Origin of the sequence: Paenibacillus wenxiniae, from assembly GCF_039822605.1 — a bacterium.
GTDB classification, from domain to species: domain Bacteria; phylum Bacillota; class Bacilli; order Paenibacillales; family Paenibacillaceae; genus Saccharibacillus; species Saccharibacillus wenxiniae.
In genome coordinates, this window is sequence record NZ_JBCGUH010000003.1 from 24,554 (window position 1) to 43,889 (window position 19,336).

Annotated in this window: 15 protein-coding genes; 7 read left to right on the forward strand and 8 right to left on the reverse strand. The window is 44.9% G+C overall.

Annotated features, from left to right (window positions below; translation table 11 throughout):
* Positions 1 to 120 precede the first annotated feature (120 nt).
* Positions 121 to 789 carry an alpha/beta hydrolase gene (locus AAHF22_RS06295; protein WP_347324142.1) on the forward strand — a complete coding sequence of 223 codons (669 nt, stop codon included), beginning with the start codon at positions 121 to 123 and terminating at the stop codon, positions 787 to 789.
* Here the strand turns inward: AAHF22_RS06295 and AAHF22_RS06300 are convergent.
* A complete protein-coding gene (locus AAHF22_RS06300; RefSeq protein WP_347324143.1) occupies positions 782 to 1,660 on the reverse strand; it encodes a PhzF family phenazine biosynthesis protein in 879 nt (292 codons plus the stop codon). The two genes, AAHF22_RS06295 and AAHF22_RS06300, sit on opposite strands and share 8 nt — an antisense overlap.
* A 245-nt stretch (positions 1,661 to 1,905) precedes the next feature.
* Here AAHF22_RS06300 and AAHF22_RS06305 point away from each other — a divergent pair, with 245 nt between their 5' ends.
* Positions 1,906 to 2,559 (forward strand): DedA family protein, encoded by a 654-nt coding sequence (locus tag AAHF22_RS06305; RefSeq protein WP_347324144.1) that lies wholly within the window; start codon positions 1,906 to 1,908, stop codon positions 2,557 to 2,559.
* A gap of 1,038 nt (positions 2,560 to 3,597) precedes the next feature.
* On the opposite strand, the gene bcp is transcribed toward AAHF22_RS06305, so the two are convergent.
* Positions 3,598 to 4,062, reverse strand: a complete 465-nt coding sequence (gene bcp, locus AAHF22_RS06310) for a thioredoxin-dependent thiol peroxidase (protein WP_347324145.1) — start codon at positions 4,060 to 4,062, stop codon at positions 3,598 to 3,600.
* Between the two features lie 458 nt (positions 4,063 to 4,520).
* Positions 4,521 to 4,940 (reverse strand): universal stress protein, encoded by a 420-nt coding sequence (locus tag AAHF22_RS06315; protein WP_347324146.1) that lies wholly within the window; start codon positions 4,938 to 4,940, stop codon positions 4,521 to 4,523.
* 837 nt (positions 4,941 to 5,777) lie between these two features.
* Between AAHF22_RS06315 and AAHF22_RS06320 the strand changes: the two genes are divergently transcribed.
* Both AAHF22_RS06320 and AAHF22_RS06325 read left to right on the forward strand, forming a co-directional pair.
* Positions 5,778 to 6,335: a GNAT family N-acetyltransferase gene (locus AAHF22_RS06320; RefSeq protein WP_347324147.1), complete on the forward strand. Its 558-nt coding sequence runs from the start codon at positions 5,778 to 5,780 to the stop codon at positions 6,333 to 6,335.
* Positions 6,336 to 6,904: 569 nt separating this feature from the next.
* Positions 6,905 to 10,174 (forward strand): S-layer homology domain-containing protein, encoded by a 3,270-nt coding sequence (locus AAHF22_RS06325; protein ID WP_347324148.1) that lies wholly within the window; start codon positions 6,905 to 6,907, stop codon positions 10,172 to 10,174.
* A 755-nt stretch (positions 10,175 to 10,929) separates the two neighbouring features.
* Here AAHF22_RS06325 and AAHF22_RS06330 read toward each other — a convergent pair.
* From AAHF22_RS06330 to AAHF22_RS06340, 3 genes are read right to left on the reverse strand one after another with little or no spacing between them, the layout of a single operon-like run.
* Complete coding sequence (locus AAHF22_RS06330; RefSeq protein WP_347324640.1) at positions 10,930 to 11,718, reverse strand: ABC transporter permease; 789 nt, start codon at positions 11,716 to 11,718, stop codon at positions 10,930 to 10,932.
* A 10-nt stretch (positions 11,719 to 11,728) separates the two neighbouring features.
* On the reverse strand, positions 11,729 to 12,523 hold the full coding sequence (locus AAHF22_RS06335) for an ABC transporter permease (RefSeq protein ID WP_347324149.1): 795 nt from the start codon (positions 12,521 to 12,523) through the stop codon (positions 11,729 to 11,731).
* A complete protein-coding gene (locus tag AAHF22_RS06340) occupies positions 12,516 to 13,547 on the reverse strand; it encodes an ABC transporter ATP-binding protein (RefSeq protein WP_347324150.1) in 1,032 nt (343 codons plus the stop codon). Before AAHF22_RS06340 ends, AAHF22_RS06335 begins: the two co-directional genes overlap by 8 nt.
* Before the next feature lie 452 nt (positions 13,548 to 13,999).
* Between AAHF22_RS06340 and AAHF22_RS06345 the strand changes: the two genes are divergently transcribed.
* The 3 genes from AAHF22_RS06345 (at position 14,000) to AAHF22_RS06355 (ending at position 17,964) form a co-directional block, all read left to right on the forward strand.
* Entirely contained in the window at positions 14,000 to 15,124 is a 1,125-nt protein-coding gene (locus tag AAHF22_RS06345) for an LCP family protein (RefSeq protein ID WP_347324152.1), read from the forward strand.
* Positions 15,125 to 15,820: 696 nt separating this feature from the next.
* Entirely contained in the window at positions 15,821 to 17,137 is a 1,317-nt protein-coding gene (locus AAHF22_RS06350; protein ID WP_347324153.1) for a glutamate-1-semialdehyde 2,1-aminomutase, read from the forward strand.
* Positions 17,138 to 17,379: 242 nt separating this feature from the next.
* Complete coding sequence (locus AAHF22_RS06355; protein ID WP_347324154.1) at positions 17,380 to 17,964, forward strand: LysE family translocator; 585 nt, start codon at positions 17,380 to 17,382, stop codon at positions 17,962 to 17,964.
* Positions 17,965 to 18,037: 73 nt separating this feature from the next.
* Here AAHF22_RS06355 and AAHF22_RS06360 read toward each other — a convergent pair whose 3' ends face one another.
* On the reverse strand, positions 18,038 to 18,637 hold the full coding sequence (locus AAHF22_RS06360) for a YjgB family protein (protein ID WP_347324155.1): 600 nt from the start codon (positions 18,635 to 18,637) through the stop codon (positions 18,038 to 18,040).
* A gap of 76 nt (positions 18,638 to 18,713) precedes the next feature.
* On the reverse strand, positions 18,714 to 19,301 hold the full coding sequence (locus AAHF22_RS06365) for a TetR/AcrR family transcriptional regulator (protein WP_347324156.1): 588 nt from the start codon (positions 19,299 to 19,301) through the stop codon (positions 18,714 to 18,716).
* Between the last annotated feature and the right edge of the window lie 35 nt (positions 19,302 to 19,336).

Genomic DNA, 19,336 nt, shown 5'->3' on the forward strand with positions numbered 1-19,336 from the left:
TCTTCTCTATGGCCAAACTTTTCATTCTATACGATAAACAGGTATGATAAACATCTAATACTGGAAATGATAGGCGCATTGTGTAGCATCTTACATTCTTTTCTAGCAAAGGAGCATCCTGTGAAAGTATGTTTGCTGATCCACGGGTTCACCGGTGGACAATATGAAGTATCTCCATTAGCTGAATATTTAGAAGCACAAGGGTATCGGGTCAACATGTTTACTTTACAGGGACACGGTGGCAACAAAGCGGAGCTTCGACAAGCTACCCGTCAGGACTGGATTCATAGCGCTGAGGTGGAATTGAAGCAATTGCTCACTACCTGCTCTCAGGTACATCTGATCGGCTTTTCAACAGGAGCATTGATCGCGGCTCATTTGGTGGTGAACTATCCGAATCAGATCAGCTCATTAACGATGTTAGCTGCACCTGTGTTCCCATTGAATCCGCAGCAGATTATGCGAACACTATCCCAGTGGCCGATGGTGAAGGCGTACATTCGTAATTTTTTCGTTGTGCCTTCCAGAGCCACACGGGAATTTTACCGGATCGTTAACGAATCGTTTGCGATCTATCCTCAGCTTACCCTCCCTGTACTGATTGTGCAGGGAGATCGAGATCATCTGGTCAAGCTAAAGAGCACGTCGTATCTGGTAGAACATCTAGGCACAGAGCATACCCAAGTGATGATTGTACGTGCCAGTGGACATCTGGTCTGTTATGCAAGCCGTAAACGTGAGGTATTCGCAGCCGTGCAGGACTGGATCGATCGACATCATGTTAGGTAGCTAAAGTTAGCCGATGCTGCTGAATATGGGTCGCTACGCCTCCGACCTGTACTTGTGTGATTGTACCATCAGCATCCTGCTGTATCGTAGCTAGCAATTGAGATGGTCGGTTCATCGTATAGCCCTGTTCAAAAATAAACGGTGAAGTCGCTGTTGCCGGAATCAAGTTATGCTGATGCAAATAACAGATCAATGCTCCTGTAGACGTTCCTGTAGCGCTCTCTTCTGGAATATCATAGAGTGGAGCAAAATTACGACATTGTGCGATCGCATCGCTCTGTATATCCAGCGTAAACAGATGATAGCCGATCACATGGTACGTTTGAGAAATACGTTTAATCGCAGCGAAGTCGGGTTGGATACGTTGTAATGTAGATAATGAACGAATCGGTATCATAATATCCCGTAATCCGGTCGATACGATCTGTACAGGTGATTCTGTGACTAATTCATCTACAGATATACCTAATGAATCTGCGATTTCCTGTCGATCGACTTCGAGATCGAATTGAGGCAATGTCTGTGTCAAAAATACCTGGTGATCGTCCTGAACATGCACATCCAATAAACCTGCTGCTGTTTCGATACGATAAAGCCCTGCATGGATATGACGCTGGGTTGCCATCAAATAAAAGCTAGCAATCGTCGCATGTCCACACAAATCGACCTCGTGGTTGGGTGTAAAATAACGAATACGATAATCAGCCAGCGTAGAAGGTAGAATAAAAGCAGTTTCTGAACATCCCAATTCGTGCGCAATTTGCTGCATATGCACTTCCGATAGGTGACTTGCATCCAGTACAACACCTGCTGCATTGCCGCCTTGCTGTTGAAACGAAAAAGCATCCAATGTATACACTTGAATTTCCATATATAATCCCCCTTTGTACCGTATAAACATATATTGTATCTTATGGTGAGCCACTCCATCCTGTGTAGAAGCATTACGTACAGAAACAGCTCGCTTGACAAGGATCGTGTATCCTATACACATTGGGCTGAAAGTTTCCGTTATTATAGAAGAAAGCGGTTGCCCCATATTATCGAGACATGGGCACAGAAACGCCACTTCCTTGTACTATACTAAAGATCATTCTAGCTTTTGGAGGCAATTTCATGGGAATCGTGCAATATTTGGAGTCTTTATTCACGCATCATGGCTATCTGGTGCTCTTTCTTGGCTTGCTGCTGGAATTCATTGCGCTCCCTTTTCCGGGCGAGACGACGATGGCATATGCCGGCTATTTATCGTATATGGGACATTTGCATTTTGGATTTGTGCTACTGTGTGCTTTTGCAGGCACGACCATCGGCATGACGATCACCTATTTTATCGGTAAAAAAGCAGGCTTGCCCTTTATGCGTAAATACGGCAAATGGATTCTACTACCTGAGCATAAGCTTGATAAAGCGCAAAAATGGTTTAATAAATATGGCTATACACTCGTCTTTGTCGGATATTTTATTCCGGGGGTACGCCATTTTACAGGGTACTTTTCCGGGATTATGAATTATAAATTTTGGCGCTTTGCAGCGTATGCGTATAGCGGGTCTTTTTTATGGGTGCTGACGTTTACGTTGCTGGGTAAAATTTTCGGGCCGCAATGGAATCAGATCTTTCACTGGATTCATGCGTATTCTGGTGAAGCGATTACGATTATTGTCGGGCTGATTGTGGCGGCAGTCATTGTGAAGTATCGCCGACAGCTGGGCATTTTTCTAGTGGATCGGTTTGGGAAGAAGAAGTCGGAAGGTTCGTCAGAGGATTGAGGCGAATGAGTTGGCGCATAGATGATCGAATCGATCGTAGTGTTGACGTCATGCAAACAGGAGCAGTCGATAGAGACTTGCTCCTGTTTGTGTGATCCATGTTCATATAGATACGATACATGTACTCTACAATGGCTCGAAATGGAGTTTATTTCATTTATCCGTGTACATGTATTATATATCCGTGTACATATAGCATATAGCTGGGCTGCTTCACTTATACGACCTTCCTCTTACTGTCAGTAGATCGAATGCTACATAATAACAGTGCTATGATCAACAGATCTGCTATAGTGCGAGCATATGATAGAGATTGGAAACTCGACTGCATCAGTAAGGAGATTACAATCGCACTCATCGACATACCCATGTTCTCCAGTCGATACATCCCTGGACGACGAAAGGCTCGATAAGCAAGAACGACAAGGACGTACAAAACGATGGCGGCAATACAATAATTCATAGGCTACCTCCTTAATGATGCTAGATGATTGTTAGGAATGAATGCTACAGGTTCATCGTTCTTATGGGTAGAATTCATAATGATTTGGGGTGATATCCATGCTTAGGGAATCGTTATAGGTCGTTCTCAGCAAACGTATGTCGGATGAAATATTCCAAACTTTATGATTAGGTATCATAATCAAAACTATATCATACGCATAAATTTAATATGTATAAATTAACATTTATATTTTAATCAGCATAGCTTATTTTGCATAAATACGCAAAACAAACACCCGAACCATCGTACTTGTTGGCTTGGGTGTTTGTGACATCATTTGTAGTCAGCTCTTAATGTGTTTGTATTCAGTACTTACCCTTGTTGCTGAATGATTATTGTTTGTGCACTTCTGTTTTGTAGACTTGGTTAGTACCTTCTTTACGTCTCGCATCGGTATTTCGCGCTATCGTTTCGTTATTATGTTGCATCATCCGATTTCACGTTACGTGAGTGTACCGTCTATTGGCCGTGCGTGCTATCTATTGCTCATGCGTACTATCTCTATTACTCATGCTATCTATTGCTCATGCATCCTACGCCTTGATCGCTTCAAGCACAGCATCCACATGCCCTTTCACTTTCACATTACGCCATTCCTGCTGTAGATTGCCGTCTTCATCAATCAAAAACGTCGAGCGTACAATCCCCTCGTATTCCTTGCCGTACATTTTTTTGAGCTGCCATACACCGTATGCTTCAGCGACAGCATGGTCAGGATCAGCGAGTAGGGGGAAGGGTAGCTCATGCTTGGCTGTAAATTTGTCATGCGACTTCACACTGTCCGGGCTAACACCGAGTACGACAGCGCCGTGTTGTTCGTAGCCTGCGGTACTGTCGCGGAAGTCGCAGGCTTCCTGGGTACAGCTTGACGTATTGTCCTTCGGGTAGAAATACAGCACGACTTTGCGTCCGCGATAGTCGCTCAACGAAATTTCTTTGCCGCCGGATGCTTCAAGTGTGAAGTCAGGTGCGGGTTGTCCAATTTGTAATTCACTCATGGTCATAACTCCTTTGCGTCTATACTGTTGTGGCAAAATGGCAGAACGACTTCGTCGTTCATTTATTCATTCATGCTCAGGCACAGACAACCATGCGATGCTCTGTCGCTGGATCCTATCATAATGCGACAAATCGTTCATATCTGCCTGTTCCACAGACATTTGACGATATTAGCCGTAATGGGCATGTCGATGAATAGATAGATGAATAGATAATAAATGAACAATAGCATACATAAATAATCCTCTATCCTAATGGTTCGTCTGCCGCCTGCCCTGCTTGCCAGGCTCTCCTCTATCATAATAAAAAGCGTCTGCTATGAAAAGAATCGCCTGCTGTACGCCATATCTGTTCTCCAGCATTCATCATGTATACCTACGAGCATACATACGAGCATTTGCCATAGTTAAATAATATAGCGACGAATACAGCGTTAATATGTCTTCTAATAGGACTGCTATTTTACAATCAGCACCGGACAATGAGCACGCTTAACAACTTTGTGGCTGACGCTACCGAGTACAAATTCTTGCAAAGCGTTTAAACCGCGAGTGCCGATCACGATCAGATCGACGGCGTTCTCATCAGCATATTTCACAATCGCTGGGCCGGGTTCACCTTTAACTGTTGTCAGCTTGGGCGTTAATTCCGCCTGCTGTAAAATATCCAGTACCGGCTGCAATCTCTCCTGTCGATAAAACTCAATCTCCTCATGGTTCGTCGAGTGTAGCACTTCATCTCGTATGCGATCCGGGTCGATCACCAGTAAAACGTCGATTAACGCTTGTGGACTTATCCGTGCCAGCTTAGCTGCTTCAGCTGCTGCTCTCACCGAATTGTCTGAACCGTCAGCGGCAATAACGATATGTTTGTACATCGTGAACACTCCTTTTTCAGCCTATTAGCTATCGGCGTTATGTCGTAAAGGGGCGATATAACGCTCTTGATCATATATACCCATTTAGCTACATCCTGTTACGTGCGTGATATTGGGATCGTAATTGTAAGTGTGCTAGTATAGAATGGATACGCTTTATTTACATGGTTCATGGTTCATGGTTCATCGTTTATTGTCACAGCAAACACTGGAATGCTCACAGCGTGGTGCGCTCTACTTTCATGGTGCATCGTTCGTTGTTGATGTATAAATCATCCTGCATAGCTCATGTATAGCATTGTTGATGTATAGATCATCCTGCATAGCTCATGTATAGCGTTATTGATGTATAGATCATCCTGTATAGATCATGTATAGCGTTGTTGATGTATAAATCATCCTGCATAGCTCATGTATAGCGTTGTTGATGTATAGATCATCCTATATAGATCATGTATAGCGTTGTTGATGTATAGATCATCCTATATAGATCATCTATAGCGTTGTTGATGTATAGGGCATCCTGTATAGCTTATATGTACTCCGCCGTGTTCTTATCCTGTGTAGTGCTAGATTCATGTGAACGGCGAATGCGATTGGACGCCTAGTATGGGTGGTTCTTGTCCTATGTAGCGCCGGATTCGTTATACGATTACATCGTGTACGCCCCTCTATCCCAGGATCAGATACAGGATTAGACGTGTCTCATTCGTTATGAACAGAACCGCATTTCATTTTACAGCGTGTATGTAAATGAGCACTCCCATCTTAGCGCAGTCGATACCTAAACATACAAGTGCATTCGTTTGCCACGCTCGAACAAAGGAGCTTGATACGATGACTACCCCAGTTACACCACTACAAAATGACCGCATTCAGGTACGCCTTATCGATACGATGGATGCTCAGCAGCTACTCGCATTGGAAACGCGCAATCGTGAATTTTTCCAGCAATTTACCGGCGCACGCGATGAATCGTATTATACGCTGGCAGGACAGGAACACATCATCCAGACGCGGATGGAGCGCGCGGAGCAGGATCAAGGATACTGGTGCGTGATTGTTCATCTGGAGACAGAGCAGATCATCGGCTACATCATGCTAACCGAAGTGGTGCGGAATCATTTGCAAAGCTGCTGGATCGGCTATTTTCTCGATGCTTCGTATAATGGTCAGGGCATTATGACCGATGCGGTGCAAATGACGGTACAGTATGCGTTTGAGCATTTACATTTCCACCGACTGGAAGCAGGTGTGATGCCGCATAATAAAAGCTCGATTCGTGTGCTGGAGAAGTCCGGCTTTGAACGCGAAGGGCTGGCACGGAAAAATGTGAAAATCAACGGCGTCTGGCAAGATCATGTTACGCTTGGCATTGTGAATCCGAACGATTAAGGATGATTATGCCAAAAAAGGATCTCTAAAAAGCATCTCTTTCATACAACTTTAGCGGTTAAGCACGCCGCCGATTCGTTGTTTGGAAGAGATGCTTTTGCCTATGTATGTGTAGATCGTAGCTTCAACCGTATTGGACATCAATAAAAGATACGAATATACGTGTCATTCTAATTATAATTCATAAGACAACCAGTTGACATAATATATAAAAGCATTTCATCTTCCTATAAATAATACTATATTGATACATTCGACTTCATAGTCACTAAGTATCTTATGTATATAAATAACTGCATAATATTTAATTTAACACAATTATTATGTCCGTCATTCACATACAATTCAGCAAAAAAAAGCTGATATACCAACAAAAAATTAACTTAGAAGATTTTTCAATTAACAACGTCTATACACATCCATATTTTATAACACATTTCAAAACTATACTTTTTTACAAAAAATACTAAATTATTGAGCAAAGCTTCCGACATATAATAGCGGAGAGTCACACAACGACTCTTCACCATCTTTGTCCAAACATCACTTATATACGAGGAGCGTTCATTTTGAAATTAGTTAATCGTCAGAAATTCATCGCCACTGCCATCCTTCTAGGTATCGCGACTACTCCATTTACTTCTTCTCTCTTTTCATCCTCCACTGCTTTTGCAGCAGAAACAGGTATACCTTCCGTAACGGAAGTCCGTACACTCGGATTGATGACAGGCGATGCAAAAGGCGATTTTATGCCAGAGAAAGTATTAACGCGCGCGGAAATGGCGAAAATTTTATGTAATATCTTCGAATTGGATGTACAACCTGCGTCCAACACTTTATATCTCGATGTCTCCGCTGCAAACTGGAGCGCACCTTATATAGAAGCCGTACAAAAAGCTGGCTATATGGACGGTACAGGCGAACTGTTCCATCCGAATCAAGCGGTTACGCGCCAGGAATTGATCACTTCGCTTGTTAAAGCGATGGATCTGCATAGCGACAGCAACAACGGTGCGCCACTCAGCTCGATGGATGTGGCACGTTCGTATGGACTCGCAATCGCGGATAACGCTACCGATGCCAATGCTCCGCTTAATCGCCAGACGAGTGCGGATCTGTTCATTCAACTGCTGGATCATCCGGTAGGTCAGGTGGATGCAAAAGGCGATACCGTGCGAGTTGGTAATATCCCTTATAAAATTAATGGCGATTTGCAAGGATTGTTCGGTGTAGAAAATGGTACCGTGCTTAAAGGTGCCAAGCTGGATATCGATCGCAGTCAGCGTACAGTAACACATGTGAATACGATTGAGCTAAATAGCAATGGTGGTGTATTTGACGGAAAAGGTCTTTCCTTTAACGGTAATCTGATCGTCAACGGATCGGTTACACTGAAAAATATTCAGTCTACCGGTAATCTGCAAGTGAACGGAAATGATGATTCGACACTGACTACACAACTGAGCAATAGCAGCTGGGCTAATGTAGTCATCTCTTCGCCAACATCGATGATTCAAGCGTCTGGCGATTCCAAGATCGGTAAATTAACTGTGAATAATACAGCAACCGTTCAAACGAATGATACAGCCTCCATTCAGCAGCTCATCGTTCAGCCGAATCTGAAGCAACTGACACTGGATGGTCGTGTAGATGAACTGGATGCTTCGCAATATGATGGTAATCCGCTTGTGACGCTGCAACCTTCTGCTGGTATCGGAAATATCAAGCTGTCCAACAACAAAAAGGCAACCGATATTATTCGCAACTATACCGACCAGAAGTCCAACGTATCTAACATTAACGGTACACAAAATACAGATTCGATCACTGCTGATCCTTCTGCAACCGGCAACAATATCAACACGAAGAAAAAAGATAAAGACAAAGATAAAGCACCTGCCATTGTCGAGCTGGATGTATCTGGCTTGCTCAGCAGTATTAACAATGCTTATGAATTGATGTCACACTATAGCGAGCTTCCTGGAGGTGTCGATCACCCAGAAGATCAGCCAATGATCTGGCATGATATGCTTCAGACAGCAACTGCGAATGCCAAGCTGGTACTCAATCAGTCTAATGCTACACAACAGGATATTGATGCAGCCGTGAATGAACTGAACAAAGCAACGAAGCACTATCTGTCTGCTCAAAATGCGCTGTTCAGCTACATTGATCTGCTAATTACCGTAAAAAATACAGATCCTGATTATACAGATGCAGGTCGCTTTGACTTCAAGGAAAGAATTATGAGTTTTGCGCTGTATTATTATGATCCAACCACGACTCAGGAACAATTTGATGCCTATACAAATGATATTATGGATATGAAAACACAGTTTATGGCGATTCAACATATCGACTTTACCGAGCTTAACCGTAAGCTTCGCTGGATGGGAGAAACAGCAGGATCGACAACTAATGTTCAGAATGCCAAAACGCTGCTTGACTTGCGCGAGCAATATAGTAACATCATGCACGGAATTATGAGTCAGGAGCAGGTCGATAGCTTGTTGGCACAACTAAACGAAGCGTTAGACCTAAGAGGTCTGAATCAGTCACAGCATGAAACGAACGACTATTACACGAAGTTAATGAATCTTACGCAAGAAGTATCTACATTATTGTATCGTGATAATGATCAATTGGATCGTTATATGGAAGCTGATTTTTTGAATATTCGCGAGACACTGAATATGGCGAATCAGGCGATTATCGAAGAAGGTCGTCCGTGGACTCAGGAAGAAGCTTACAACAATCTTCAAATGTCCTGGAATATTTTCAAATTCAGCTACAATGTGAAGCTTGAAGATATGCGTAATTCCTTAAGCCAGCAAGCTGTAGAGCTAGATGGCATACTGGAGAAATACAGCCCGTACCTATCCGAATATAACGCTGGACGTCTCAAATCGTTGCGATTAGAAGCTGAACAGATGTTAAGTACGAATACGGCAAGCGTTAGTAAAGTAGGTCGCCTTCAGACGAATATTATCTATGCGATCAAAAATGCTAACCTGAAAGATCCAGCTCGTCTGTTAGTGTTGATTGACCAGGCAAACGCAGAATATAAAAAATATGGTAAATACCATCGTGACTTTTACAGTCAAGGTAGTTACAAAGAGAATATGAAATTCAGCAGCACTATCAGTTATGCACAATCCATCATCGTGAGCGAAAATGCAACACAACAGAATATCGTTGAGCAAGAAGGGATTCTTCAAATGGCACTGGCAGAATACAGCACAGACTGGATTACAACAGACATGATCTACAGTATGGTGAGTAGTGCGCATTATAGTTTAGATCGTTATGGCAATCCATCCAATCCGTATTCGGTACGTCTGCAAAAAGCAGTCGATGCAATGGAAGCAGGGCAGTCTGCAAACCCGAGTCTCACGTTCCCAGAACTGCGTGATCTGTATATCGATCTGGTAGATAAAAAGGCAGCCTTTGAACAACATCCAGATGCAGTGGAAGAGCCAAGCACAGATACGTCTACACCAGAAGCAGGTGGTATTTCGGATTCCCCGACACCTACACCAAATGATCCGAATCCATCTTCTACACATGAAGAATCGCCAGGTTCGAGTAATGAAGGAACGCCAAATTCAGGTTCAGCCACTGATCCACAAGCTCCAGCTACAGAGGAGCCAGGCACAGATACAACACCTGTCTCAAGCAATGAACCGACTTCTCAGCCTGTGAACAACGATCCACAACCAACAGTAGTTGAGCCATCGGATCAGCATTATGATTATTCCCGCCCTGCACAACCTAGTGAAGAAGCGGATTCACCGTCACCAGTTATTGCGAACGATCCCGAAGCGACAGAAGCACCTTAATGGGACGCATCAACTTGCAGCTATAGTTGTTGATACAATAAAAACAGCAACGAAACAAGCTTTCCAGAGCAAGTAGTCTTTCCATTAGTCTTTCCAATAGTAAAGAGCCGTATGCAGAATAACTATTCTGGTACGGCTCTTTATCATTATGATGACATGGCTATTTGGGGGACACTTCTGATATGTATTTACTTAGTCGTCATAAAATAGGCAATAACCATGATCACCATCAAACCTACAACGACCCAAACCACCTTGTTTTTCACCCTTCACTCACCTTCTTTTTATTTCGTTTTTTACTTTAGGGCGTTTCTTTTACGCTAGTATATAACACATAGTTGTACCAATTTGCCAAAACTGAATAATAAGCGAGTGGTCTAGCCATACCCAAAGCTATGTATCAGCTTCTTTACTTCCTGACATGGCTGATACTCTATAGATTACATTTCAACTAGTGTTTAACATAATGCACTATGATCAGCACCATTGACATAATAACATTGAATATCGATTACTTATAAATTGTAAAACAAAAACCGCCTTTGAAATAAGGCGGTTTTATTTGTATCCACTACTGGGTTCTATGGATTACATTCCTACCCTTGCTTACTGCTGTTATGGTTCCATTACGAACAGCTTATTGCAATAATCCCTATGCTAATTGCTTGTCGTTCTCCTCTTATCGAACTACGACCGTGCAATGAAGCTCCGGAATGGTGATGCCAAAATCAGCTTTTCCTGCTCCTATTACCAAACTACGACCCTGCCCCGCGATAGCGCTTAACACCAGTATTCCACAGTAACAGGCTGGCGATGAAGAACACTAGTCCCATCACCGGTGTCAGCCATGCCATCGACAGCATCTCCTGACGGTGTAGGAACAATGCCGCTGGATAAATGCCGACAAAGGCAAACGGCAATACCCATGTCAAAACAATCTGGATCACACGGTTGTAAATCGTGATCGGATAGCGTCCATACGTCTGGATATTGACCATCAGCGGAATAATACCGGTCGGCGAATCCGAGTAGAACGATACCGATGTTAATATAATGTAGATACCGGCATAGATCAGCGTCGAGCCGATGACCATCAGGATCATAACAGGGATAAACCACCATTCCATGTCCAGCCCAAGCTGTCCGCCACTCCAGATCATAATGATCAGTCCGATCACGGAGCCAATCAGTGACGGTGGATCAAGGTTTTCCAAAAAAATCTGAAATAAGCTATGCGCCGGACGAGTCAAAATACGATCCATCTCGCCTTTGACGATATAACGGTCACCAAAGTTCCACAGGTTGATAAAGCAACTATACAATCCATAGGGCACCATAAAATAGCCGTACACAAACACCACTTCCGCTTCGGTAAAACCGCCTAATGTCTCGGTGTGGGCAAATACGACAAAAATAAAAATCAGATTGGTCGCCTGAAACAGCAAATCTGAGATCACTTCCACCCAAAAGTCAGCACGATACATCAGCCTTGTTTTCATATAATTCGTAAAATACTCCCAAATCAAACCTGTATAATATGCAATTCGCATCGACTCAACCTCCCTGTACGAACAGTCGTACCCGGGCGGCACGCCATACGATAATCATCGGTACGAGCAAAATAGCAAACCAGAGCACTTGAATACCGAGCACTTCCAAAATCCCCGTCCCTTGCACACGCCCTGTAAATACCGAGCCGGGCAAATACGTAATCGCCTGAAAGGGCAAAAAGTTCATAATCGACACGAGCCAGCCCGGGAAAAAGCTGATCGGAATAAGCAATCCAGAAAACAGATCGACGACGACACGCTTCATACGCATCAATCCATCATTATTTTCGATAAAAAAGGCCATCAGTCCAACGAGTATATTCAGCTGTGTATTGATCAGAAAGCTAAAGAACAGCATCACGAGAAAGCCCATCCACGAGACCGGACTCGTCGGCAACTGTACCGGAAACAGGATAATCGCAATGATCATGCCCGGAATCATAAACATCGTGAACCGGAACAGTCCCTCACCAAAGCCCTGCATCATTTTCACAAGCAAATAGTTATACGGACGAATAAACTGAATCGCAATCGTCCCATCCCGAATCTCGGTCGCGATCTCCCGATCCAGATTGTTAAAATAAAACGCACGCGCCATCCACGAGACTGCCACATAGGTCGTCATCTGTGCTGCTGTGAAGCCAGCAAGCTGCTCCTTGCCACCATAAATCGCCTGCCATGTAAAATAGTACACGCCGATATTCAGCGTATAGACGAGAATGCCAGAATAATAATTAACCCGATACGCCAGCATCGTCAGAAAGCGAATGCGGATAAAATCGAGATACAGACTAGACATGAAGGATGCCTCCTGCTCCCGGTTTCTCCGCCGAACCAGAGCTGTAAATCTGGCGCACAATCTCATCTGTACTCGTCTCGGAAATTTGCACATCGGTCACTTCAGCTGCCCCAAGTACACGTGAGAACAGATCAGATACGGCTGTATCTGCCGGAATGAGCGCGGTGGCGACCAATTCACTTTCCTGTGTCCATGTTACCGGCAAGCCTTCTGTCCATGCGTTCAGCTGTACCGCTGCTATCGCTGTGCCAAACTGGAATCGTACCTCGCGTCCACTACCCCAGCGTGACTTGAGATCATCCAGACCACCATCGTAAATGATGCTGCCTGCATCCAGCATAATGACACGCGAGCAAAGTGCTTCAATATCTTGCAGATCATGCGTCGTCAGCAGAATTGTCGTGCCCTGCGTGCGATTCAGTTCTTTTAGAAATTCACGAATTTCCGATTTGACGACGATATCCAGTCCAATCGTCGGCTCATCGAGAAAGACGATGGATGGATTGTGCAGCAGCGCTGCTACCAGTTCACAGCGCATACGCTGTCCCAGACTGAGTTTACGTACTGGACGGCTGAGCAGTTCCTGTAGCTCCAGACGCTCAACCAGCTCATCCAATCGTTTGCGAAAATCCGGCTCGGATACCCCGTATACTTTACGCAGCAATTGGAACGATTCGATCACCCCGATATCCCACCAGAGCTGACTGCGTTGTCCGAATACAACACCGATACCATTTACAAATTTCTCACGTTCCTGATACGGCACATAGCCGTTCACACGAATATCGCCCGATGTGGGCACGAGAATGCCGGTCAGCATTTTGATCGTGGTCGATTTACCGGCACCATTTTCACCGATATACCCGCAAATTTCACCCTGCGGAATCGTAAAGCTAATATCATTGACCGCTGCGACTTCGCGGTATTGTCTAGCGAATAAATCTTGAAGAGCGCCCTTAAGTCCACCACGACTTTGCTGGATGCGGAATGTTTTACGTAATTGATGAACTTCGATTGCCTGCATAGTGCACTCCTTTGTGTCGGCATTGTGATGCCGAAGTTTATGAATGATGACCTTCTGATAAGTAGCTAACAGGTGAGCACATAATGGGCATATCGTATCACTATAGTTAGGATACAGAGCCAAGGCCATTCAACACGTTGCAGATAGCAACAGAATTGTCATTTTTCTTCTCTTTTTTTCGTCACCAAACCACCGTATGATAAGGTACAGAAAAAGAAGGATTGACAGCAACGTATTCGCCTGTTCTACCGCCCTGTCAAAATTGATTGTTGCCCGAAAAGAAATTATAATGTACGGGTGTTGTTAACACAATGCATAGGTACTAACTTTTATCCGCCATGCATATCGCAGGATGCATCGGCACGTCATGTTTCTGTGCAGTTTTTGTTTGTCCGAATATGAGGTACACCCTTATACATCGTGAAACCCCATCCTTGAAAGGAAGAACGTGCATGAAATTAAAAACAAAGCGTACGCTGCTATGGAGCCTGGGCATCATCGCCGTGGCTGTCATCGGCTATGCCATTTATTACTTTACAGCTATTTATAGCCAGATTGGCGCATTACAAAAAACAGGCGGTGACTCACCGTTCAAAAATTTGCCGACCAACACCGCGGTCGCTTCCGCTCCTCCGGTCTGGGAAGGAACAGAGCCGGTTAATATTTTGCTAATGGGCGTCGATTCCCGTCAATCTAACGACGGTGAAGTGCCTCGTTCAGACACCATGCTTGTTGCCTCGCTTGATCCGGTAAAAAAGACGATCCATCTGTTCTCGATTTTGCGCGATACGTATGTCGACATCCCGGGACATGATCAAAACCGGATCAACTCCGCGATTACGCACGGGCCAGCTACAGCGATGCAAACCGTCAGCAATCTGCTCGGTATTCCGGTGCAATACTATGTGTACACTGACTTCCAGGGCTTCATTAAGCTAGTCGATGCCGTCGGTGGAATTGATTTTAATGTAGAAAAAGATATGCATTACGTCAGCGCAGCGGACAAACATGAATACGATATCGATCTGAAAGCAGGCATGCAGCATCTGGATGGGAAGACGGCACTGGAATACGTGCGTTTCCGTCATGATGCGATGTCCGACTTCGCTCGTACCGAGCGTCAACGTGCATTTCTGACTGCGGTCGGCGATAAATTGAAATCGACCACCTCGATTATGAATCTGCCGCAAATTTTGCAGCAAGTGAATCCGTATATCGATACGAACCTCAGCGTCGACGATCTGTGGAAACTGGCTAGCGTTGCCTACGATAGCAAAATGAGCAGCAGCGAACAACTGCCACCAAACAATCTGCTGCTGGAAAAACATGTCGGCGGTGCACAGGTCATCGGAATTAGCAGCGAAGACAAACTGAAAAAGTTCGTCCAGGATGCATTAAGCAAGAACGCAACCGATCCAGTTCCGGTATCCGCAGAAGGCTCGTCCGGTAACACCAGCAATGCAGAAACAAGCGGCTCCGCGGAAAGCTCTACCTCTTCCAGCACTTCGTCTTCTGGTGCTACGAGTAACAGCAGTTCTTCCAGCTCCGAGTCTAGCTCTACATCATCCAGTAAATAAATCGTTAGTCGTAACGAACTCGTTTATTGCTACTAAATACTTCATTTATTTACAGTAAATAAACGATATCGAGGAAGCTTCGTTCACCGAAGCTTCCTTTTTCGTGCCTGATTCGCTACAAATGAGATCATTTTATCCATTTGTTCATACCATCGTCATTTGCCAATAAGGATGGTCATGTTAAAATAGATACGGTCTTTCAACGATGGAGCACGGATTTAGCATTCGGGATTTAGCATTTACATTTAAGATTAAGCTTTAGGCTTCATGATCTACGATTCTGGATTTGATATCCAGTACCTTGACCGAGATTCATTTGAGTTTTATATCTTATTTTAACTCTCATGTATAAGAATTTTTGTACACAAGCAAAGTTAAAATCGGAATGGGTCTGCGTACTAGTATCTAAAATTTAGACGTACATTATGAATCTTACTTCTGCTTTTTACTTTTCACTTTGCTTTTCATTCCTCAAAATCTTGGATGTTGGATTTTAAATACAGGTGCGAGCATGGCGGAACGGAGGGAAGGAAATAAGGGGAAAGGACGACTTTTGAGCACGGGAATCTACATTGTACTCCTACTCCGTAGATTCCTGTGCGAGACCGGAGTCCGTCCCCTTATTCCTTCCCGGAGTGGCCCCCCTCAAAACCTCATAAACCCCAACACCCTCCCAATACAAAGGAGATTATACACATGAACCGAAAACGTTCGGAACAATTATATGAACAGGCACTCCAGCATATCGTTGGTGGGGTGAATAGCCCATCGCGTTCGTTTAAAGCGGTTGGCGGCGGTGCACCGGTATTTATGTCCTCTGCTCGTGGTGCTCATTTCTTCGATGTGGATGGCAATAAATATATCGACTATCTGGCAGCCTTCGGTCCGATCATTACCGGACATGCCCATCCGCATATTACCGCAGCGATTACACGTGCAGCGGAAAATGGTATTTTGTACGGTACACCGACCGAGCTGGAAATCCAGATGGCGCAAATGCTGAAAGACAGCATTCCATCGCTCGACAAAGTACGCTTCGTAAACTCTGGTACAGAAGCAGTCATGTCCACGATCCGCGTCGCCCGTGCCTATACCGGACGCACGAAAATCATTAAATTTGCCGGTTGTTATCACGGTCATTCGGATCTGGTGCTCGTGGCGGCTGGTTCTGGTCCATCCACACTCGGTACACCGGATAGCGCAGGCGTACCAGCCAGCATCGCCAATGAAGTGATCACGGTTCCTTTTAACAATCTGGATGGATTGAAAGAAGCGTTGGAGCGCTGGGGCGAAGAAGTGGCAGCCGTTATGGTGGAGCCGATTGTCGGCAACTTCGGTATGGTCATGCCAGAGAAGGGCTTCCTCGAAGGACTGTGCCGCATGGCGCATGAACATGGCGCGCTTGTCATCTACGATGAAGTCATTACCGCGTATCGTTTCCATTACGGTTCCGCCCAAACGTATGCTGGACTCGATAACCATGACGCAATCACACCCGATCTGACCGCGCTTGGCAAAATTATCGGTGGCGGTCTGCCGATCGGTGCCTACGGTGGTCGCAAGCATATTATGGATCAGGTCGCTCCACTCGGCCCTGCGTATCAGGCAGGCACGATGGCAGGCAATCCAGCATCGATCGCATCCGGTATCGCCTGTCTGGAAGTGCTGCAAGGTCAGGGGGTATATGAAGAGATGGAGCGTCTGGCGATTCGTTTAACTGACGGTATCCAGTCTTCGGCAGAGCGATATGGCGTTCCGCTGACGATTAACCGTATTCGTGGTGCGTTCTCGACGCATTTCTGCGATCATCCAGTAACGAATTATAACGAAGCACAGGATACGGATGGCGAGCAATTCGCTGCCTTCTTCCGTCATATGCTGGATCGCGGCATCTGTCTGGCAGCATCCAAGTATGAAGCATGGTTTCTAACGACTGCCCATACGGATGGGGATATTGACCTGACACTGGAAGCAGCAGATGAAGCGATGAAGCTAGTATCACAGGGAAAATAATGTAATCATCGGTATCCATCCGATATGATAACGCTGGCATGTGATGCAGTGTGGAGCTTGTAAACTCCCACTGTAGCGCGTGTCAGCGTTGTTTGCATTGGAGACGATGCGATGCTGGTGCGTCTGTATCTTTAGATTGAACAACTTTACAATTCGATCCATATACATTATATTGAATTTAATTCTGTTATAGCGAACAAAATTATTTTATTATTCTGTTGTCTGATTGGAGGAACGTGATCATGCCTGTATTTTCATTTTGGCTATTTATTTTAATTGCCAGCTTTACACCCGGACCTAACAATATGATGGCGATGGCTTATGCTCATCGTTATGGGTTACGCAGGACATTACCTTTTTGTTTGGGTGTAGGAGCAGGCTTTGCTCTGTTACTGTTCCTCTGTAGTGTTGCTAATTTGCTATTAGTTGAATGGCTGCCGCTACTACGCTTGCCCCTTACGCTGCTCGGTGTTGTTTACATGCTATACCTCGCTTACAAAATGATCTCCGACTCTGGTAACAGTTCCCCGTCTGAACCGGATCAGCAACCGAAGCTATTTTTTACAGGGATGCTCATTCAATTTTTGAACCCTAAAGGTATCTTGTTCAGTCTATCGACGGTATCGACCTTTATTTTACCGTATCACTCTACGCTCGTTAGCTATATAGGGTTTGCCCTTCTGCTCGGTATCGTTGGTATATGCAGTTCGTTTAGCTGGAGTCTCGGTGGCGCCTTGTTTCAGACATGGCTTCAACAGCACCGGCGGTTATTTAACTGGACGATGGCGGCTTTGCTCGTATGGACAGCCGTTTTATTAGTCGTCTGATCACGATAAAAAGCCGCACCGCATCAATTTAGATACGGCACGGCTCTGTATAGAGGCGAAATGATCACACCTCTTATTTTTTCAGCAAATTAATATGATCCAGATCGGTTGGGCTATTGTAGATGAACTCCAGCTTGTAGTCTCCACGGTTGTAAGTGAGCTTGGTCTGTTTTTGACCACCTGCCATAATCGTAGAGGTAGCGCTTGGTGCGTACCATGTTTGCTTGAGCACGCTCATCGTAATACTGCCAATCGTCTGTTTACGCTCAACCTGTGTACCCAGATAGCGAATCTCCTTCAGCACATTGGCGCTGTTATAGGACATCGCATAGCCAGGTGTACCCATTTCTGCGTGATATAGATCATAACCGGATGCTGTTTTACGCGGCGTCGTTGGTTTGCCGTAAATAGACATCACTTCCGCACGAGTCGTCTTACCGACGATGAATGTGTTGACTGGATTGCCATTTGCAGACGGGAGCATGCCTTTTAATGCTGGTTTGTAAAATGTATTGAGCAACGTGGCTCCAGTCATCTGCTGGCTGGCAGTTGAGCTTGCGGCATAGGCGGACGGCGCGGTCAGGCTCGTGCTGGCAACGAATGCACCAGTGGTAGCGACTCCGGTTAGTGCAAGGGCGATTCCTGTTTTGTGCATCATGGTTGTGATTTTCATCTGGTATTCCTCCTTGATGGGCAAAGCCTAGAGTGTTCCCTTTTGATGTATCGTCTATATGATCTAAAAAGCGGGCTTAGCGCTTTTTGATACCTTGAAATAGCAGGCGAATCATTTGCGCAGTTGCATCATCTTCCAGCGGCGGCTGATTGGACAACATCCGGTAGCTGGACGGTGAATGCAGCAGCTCAATCATCATCAGCGCATCAATCGTCTCATCCAGCTCATTACGCTCCAGCGCGCGATTCCAGATGATCATACATTTGTCGTACAACATGGCGCGCAGTCGTTCTTGAAACGGAAGCAGCATCTCCTGCCGACTTTGACTCTCCGCCATAATCTGGGCGAGTACACGTCCTTCGGGACTACTATAGAAGCGATGCAGCTTGTTGAACCAGTCGATGTAATCATCCACCACATTACCTGTGTTCATAATCGTGCCTTCAATTTGAACGTGATAGACAAAAGCTTCCATCGAAAGCTCTACCTTGTCGCTCCACCAGCGATAAATGGTCGCTTTACTCACCCCAGCATGCTCGGCAACTTTATCGATTGTCATTTTACGAAGACCGTGTTCCAGTAATAGCTCCATCGTAGCCTTGAAAATGGCAGATCTGGCTTTTTGACTTGGTGGTCTGCCTGGTTTGCGCTTTGTTCCTTCCATAGCAAGTCTCCTTCACAATTATAAAACGAATAGTT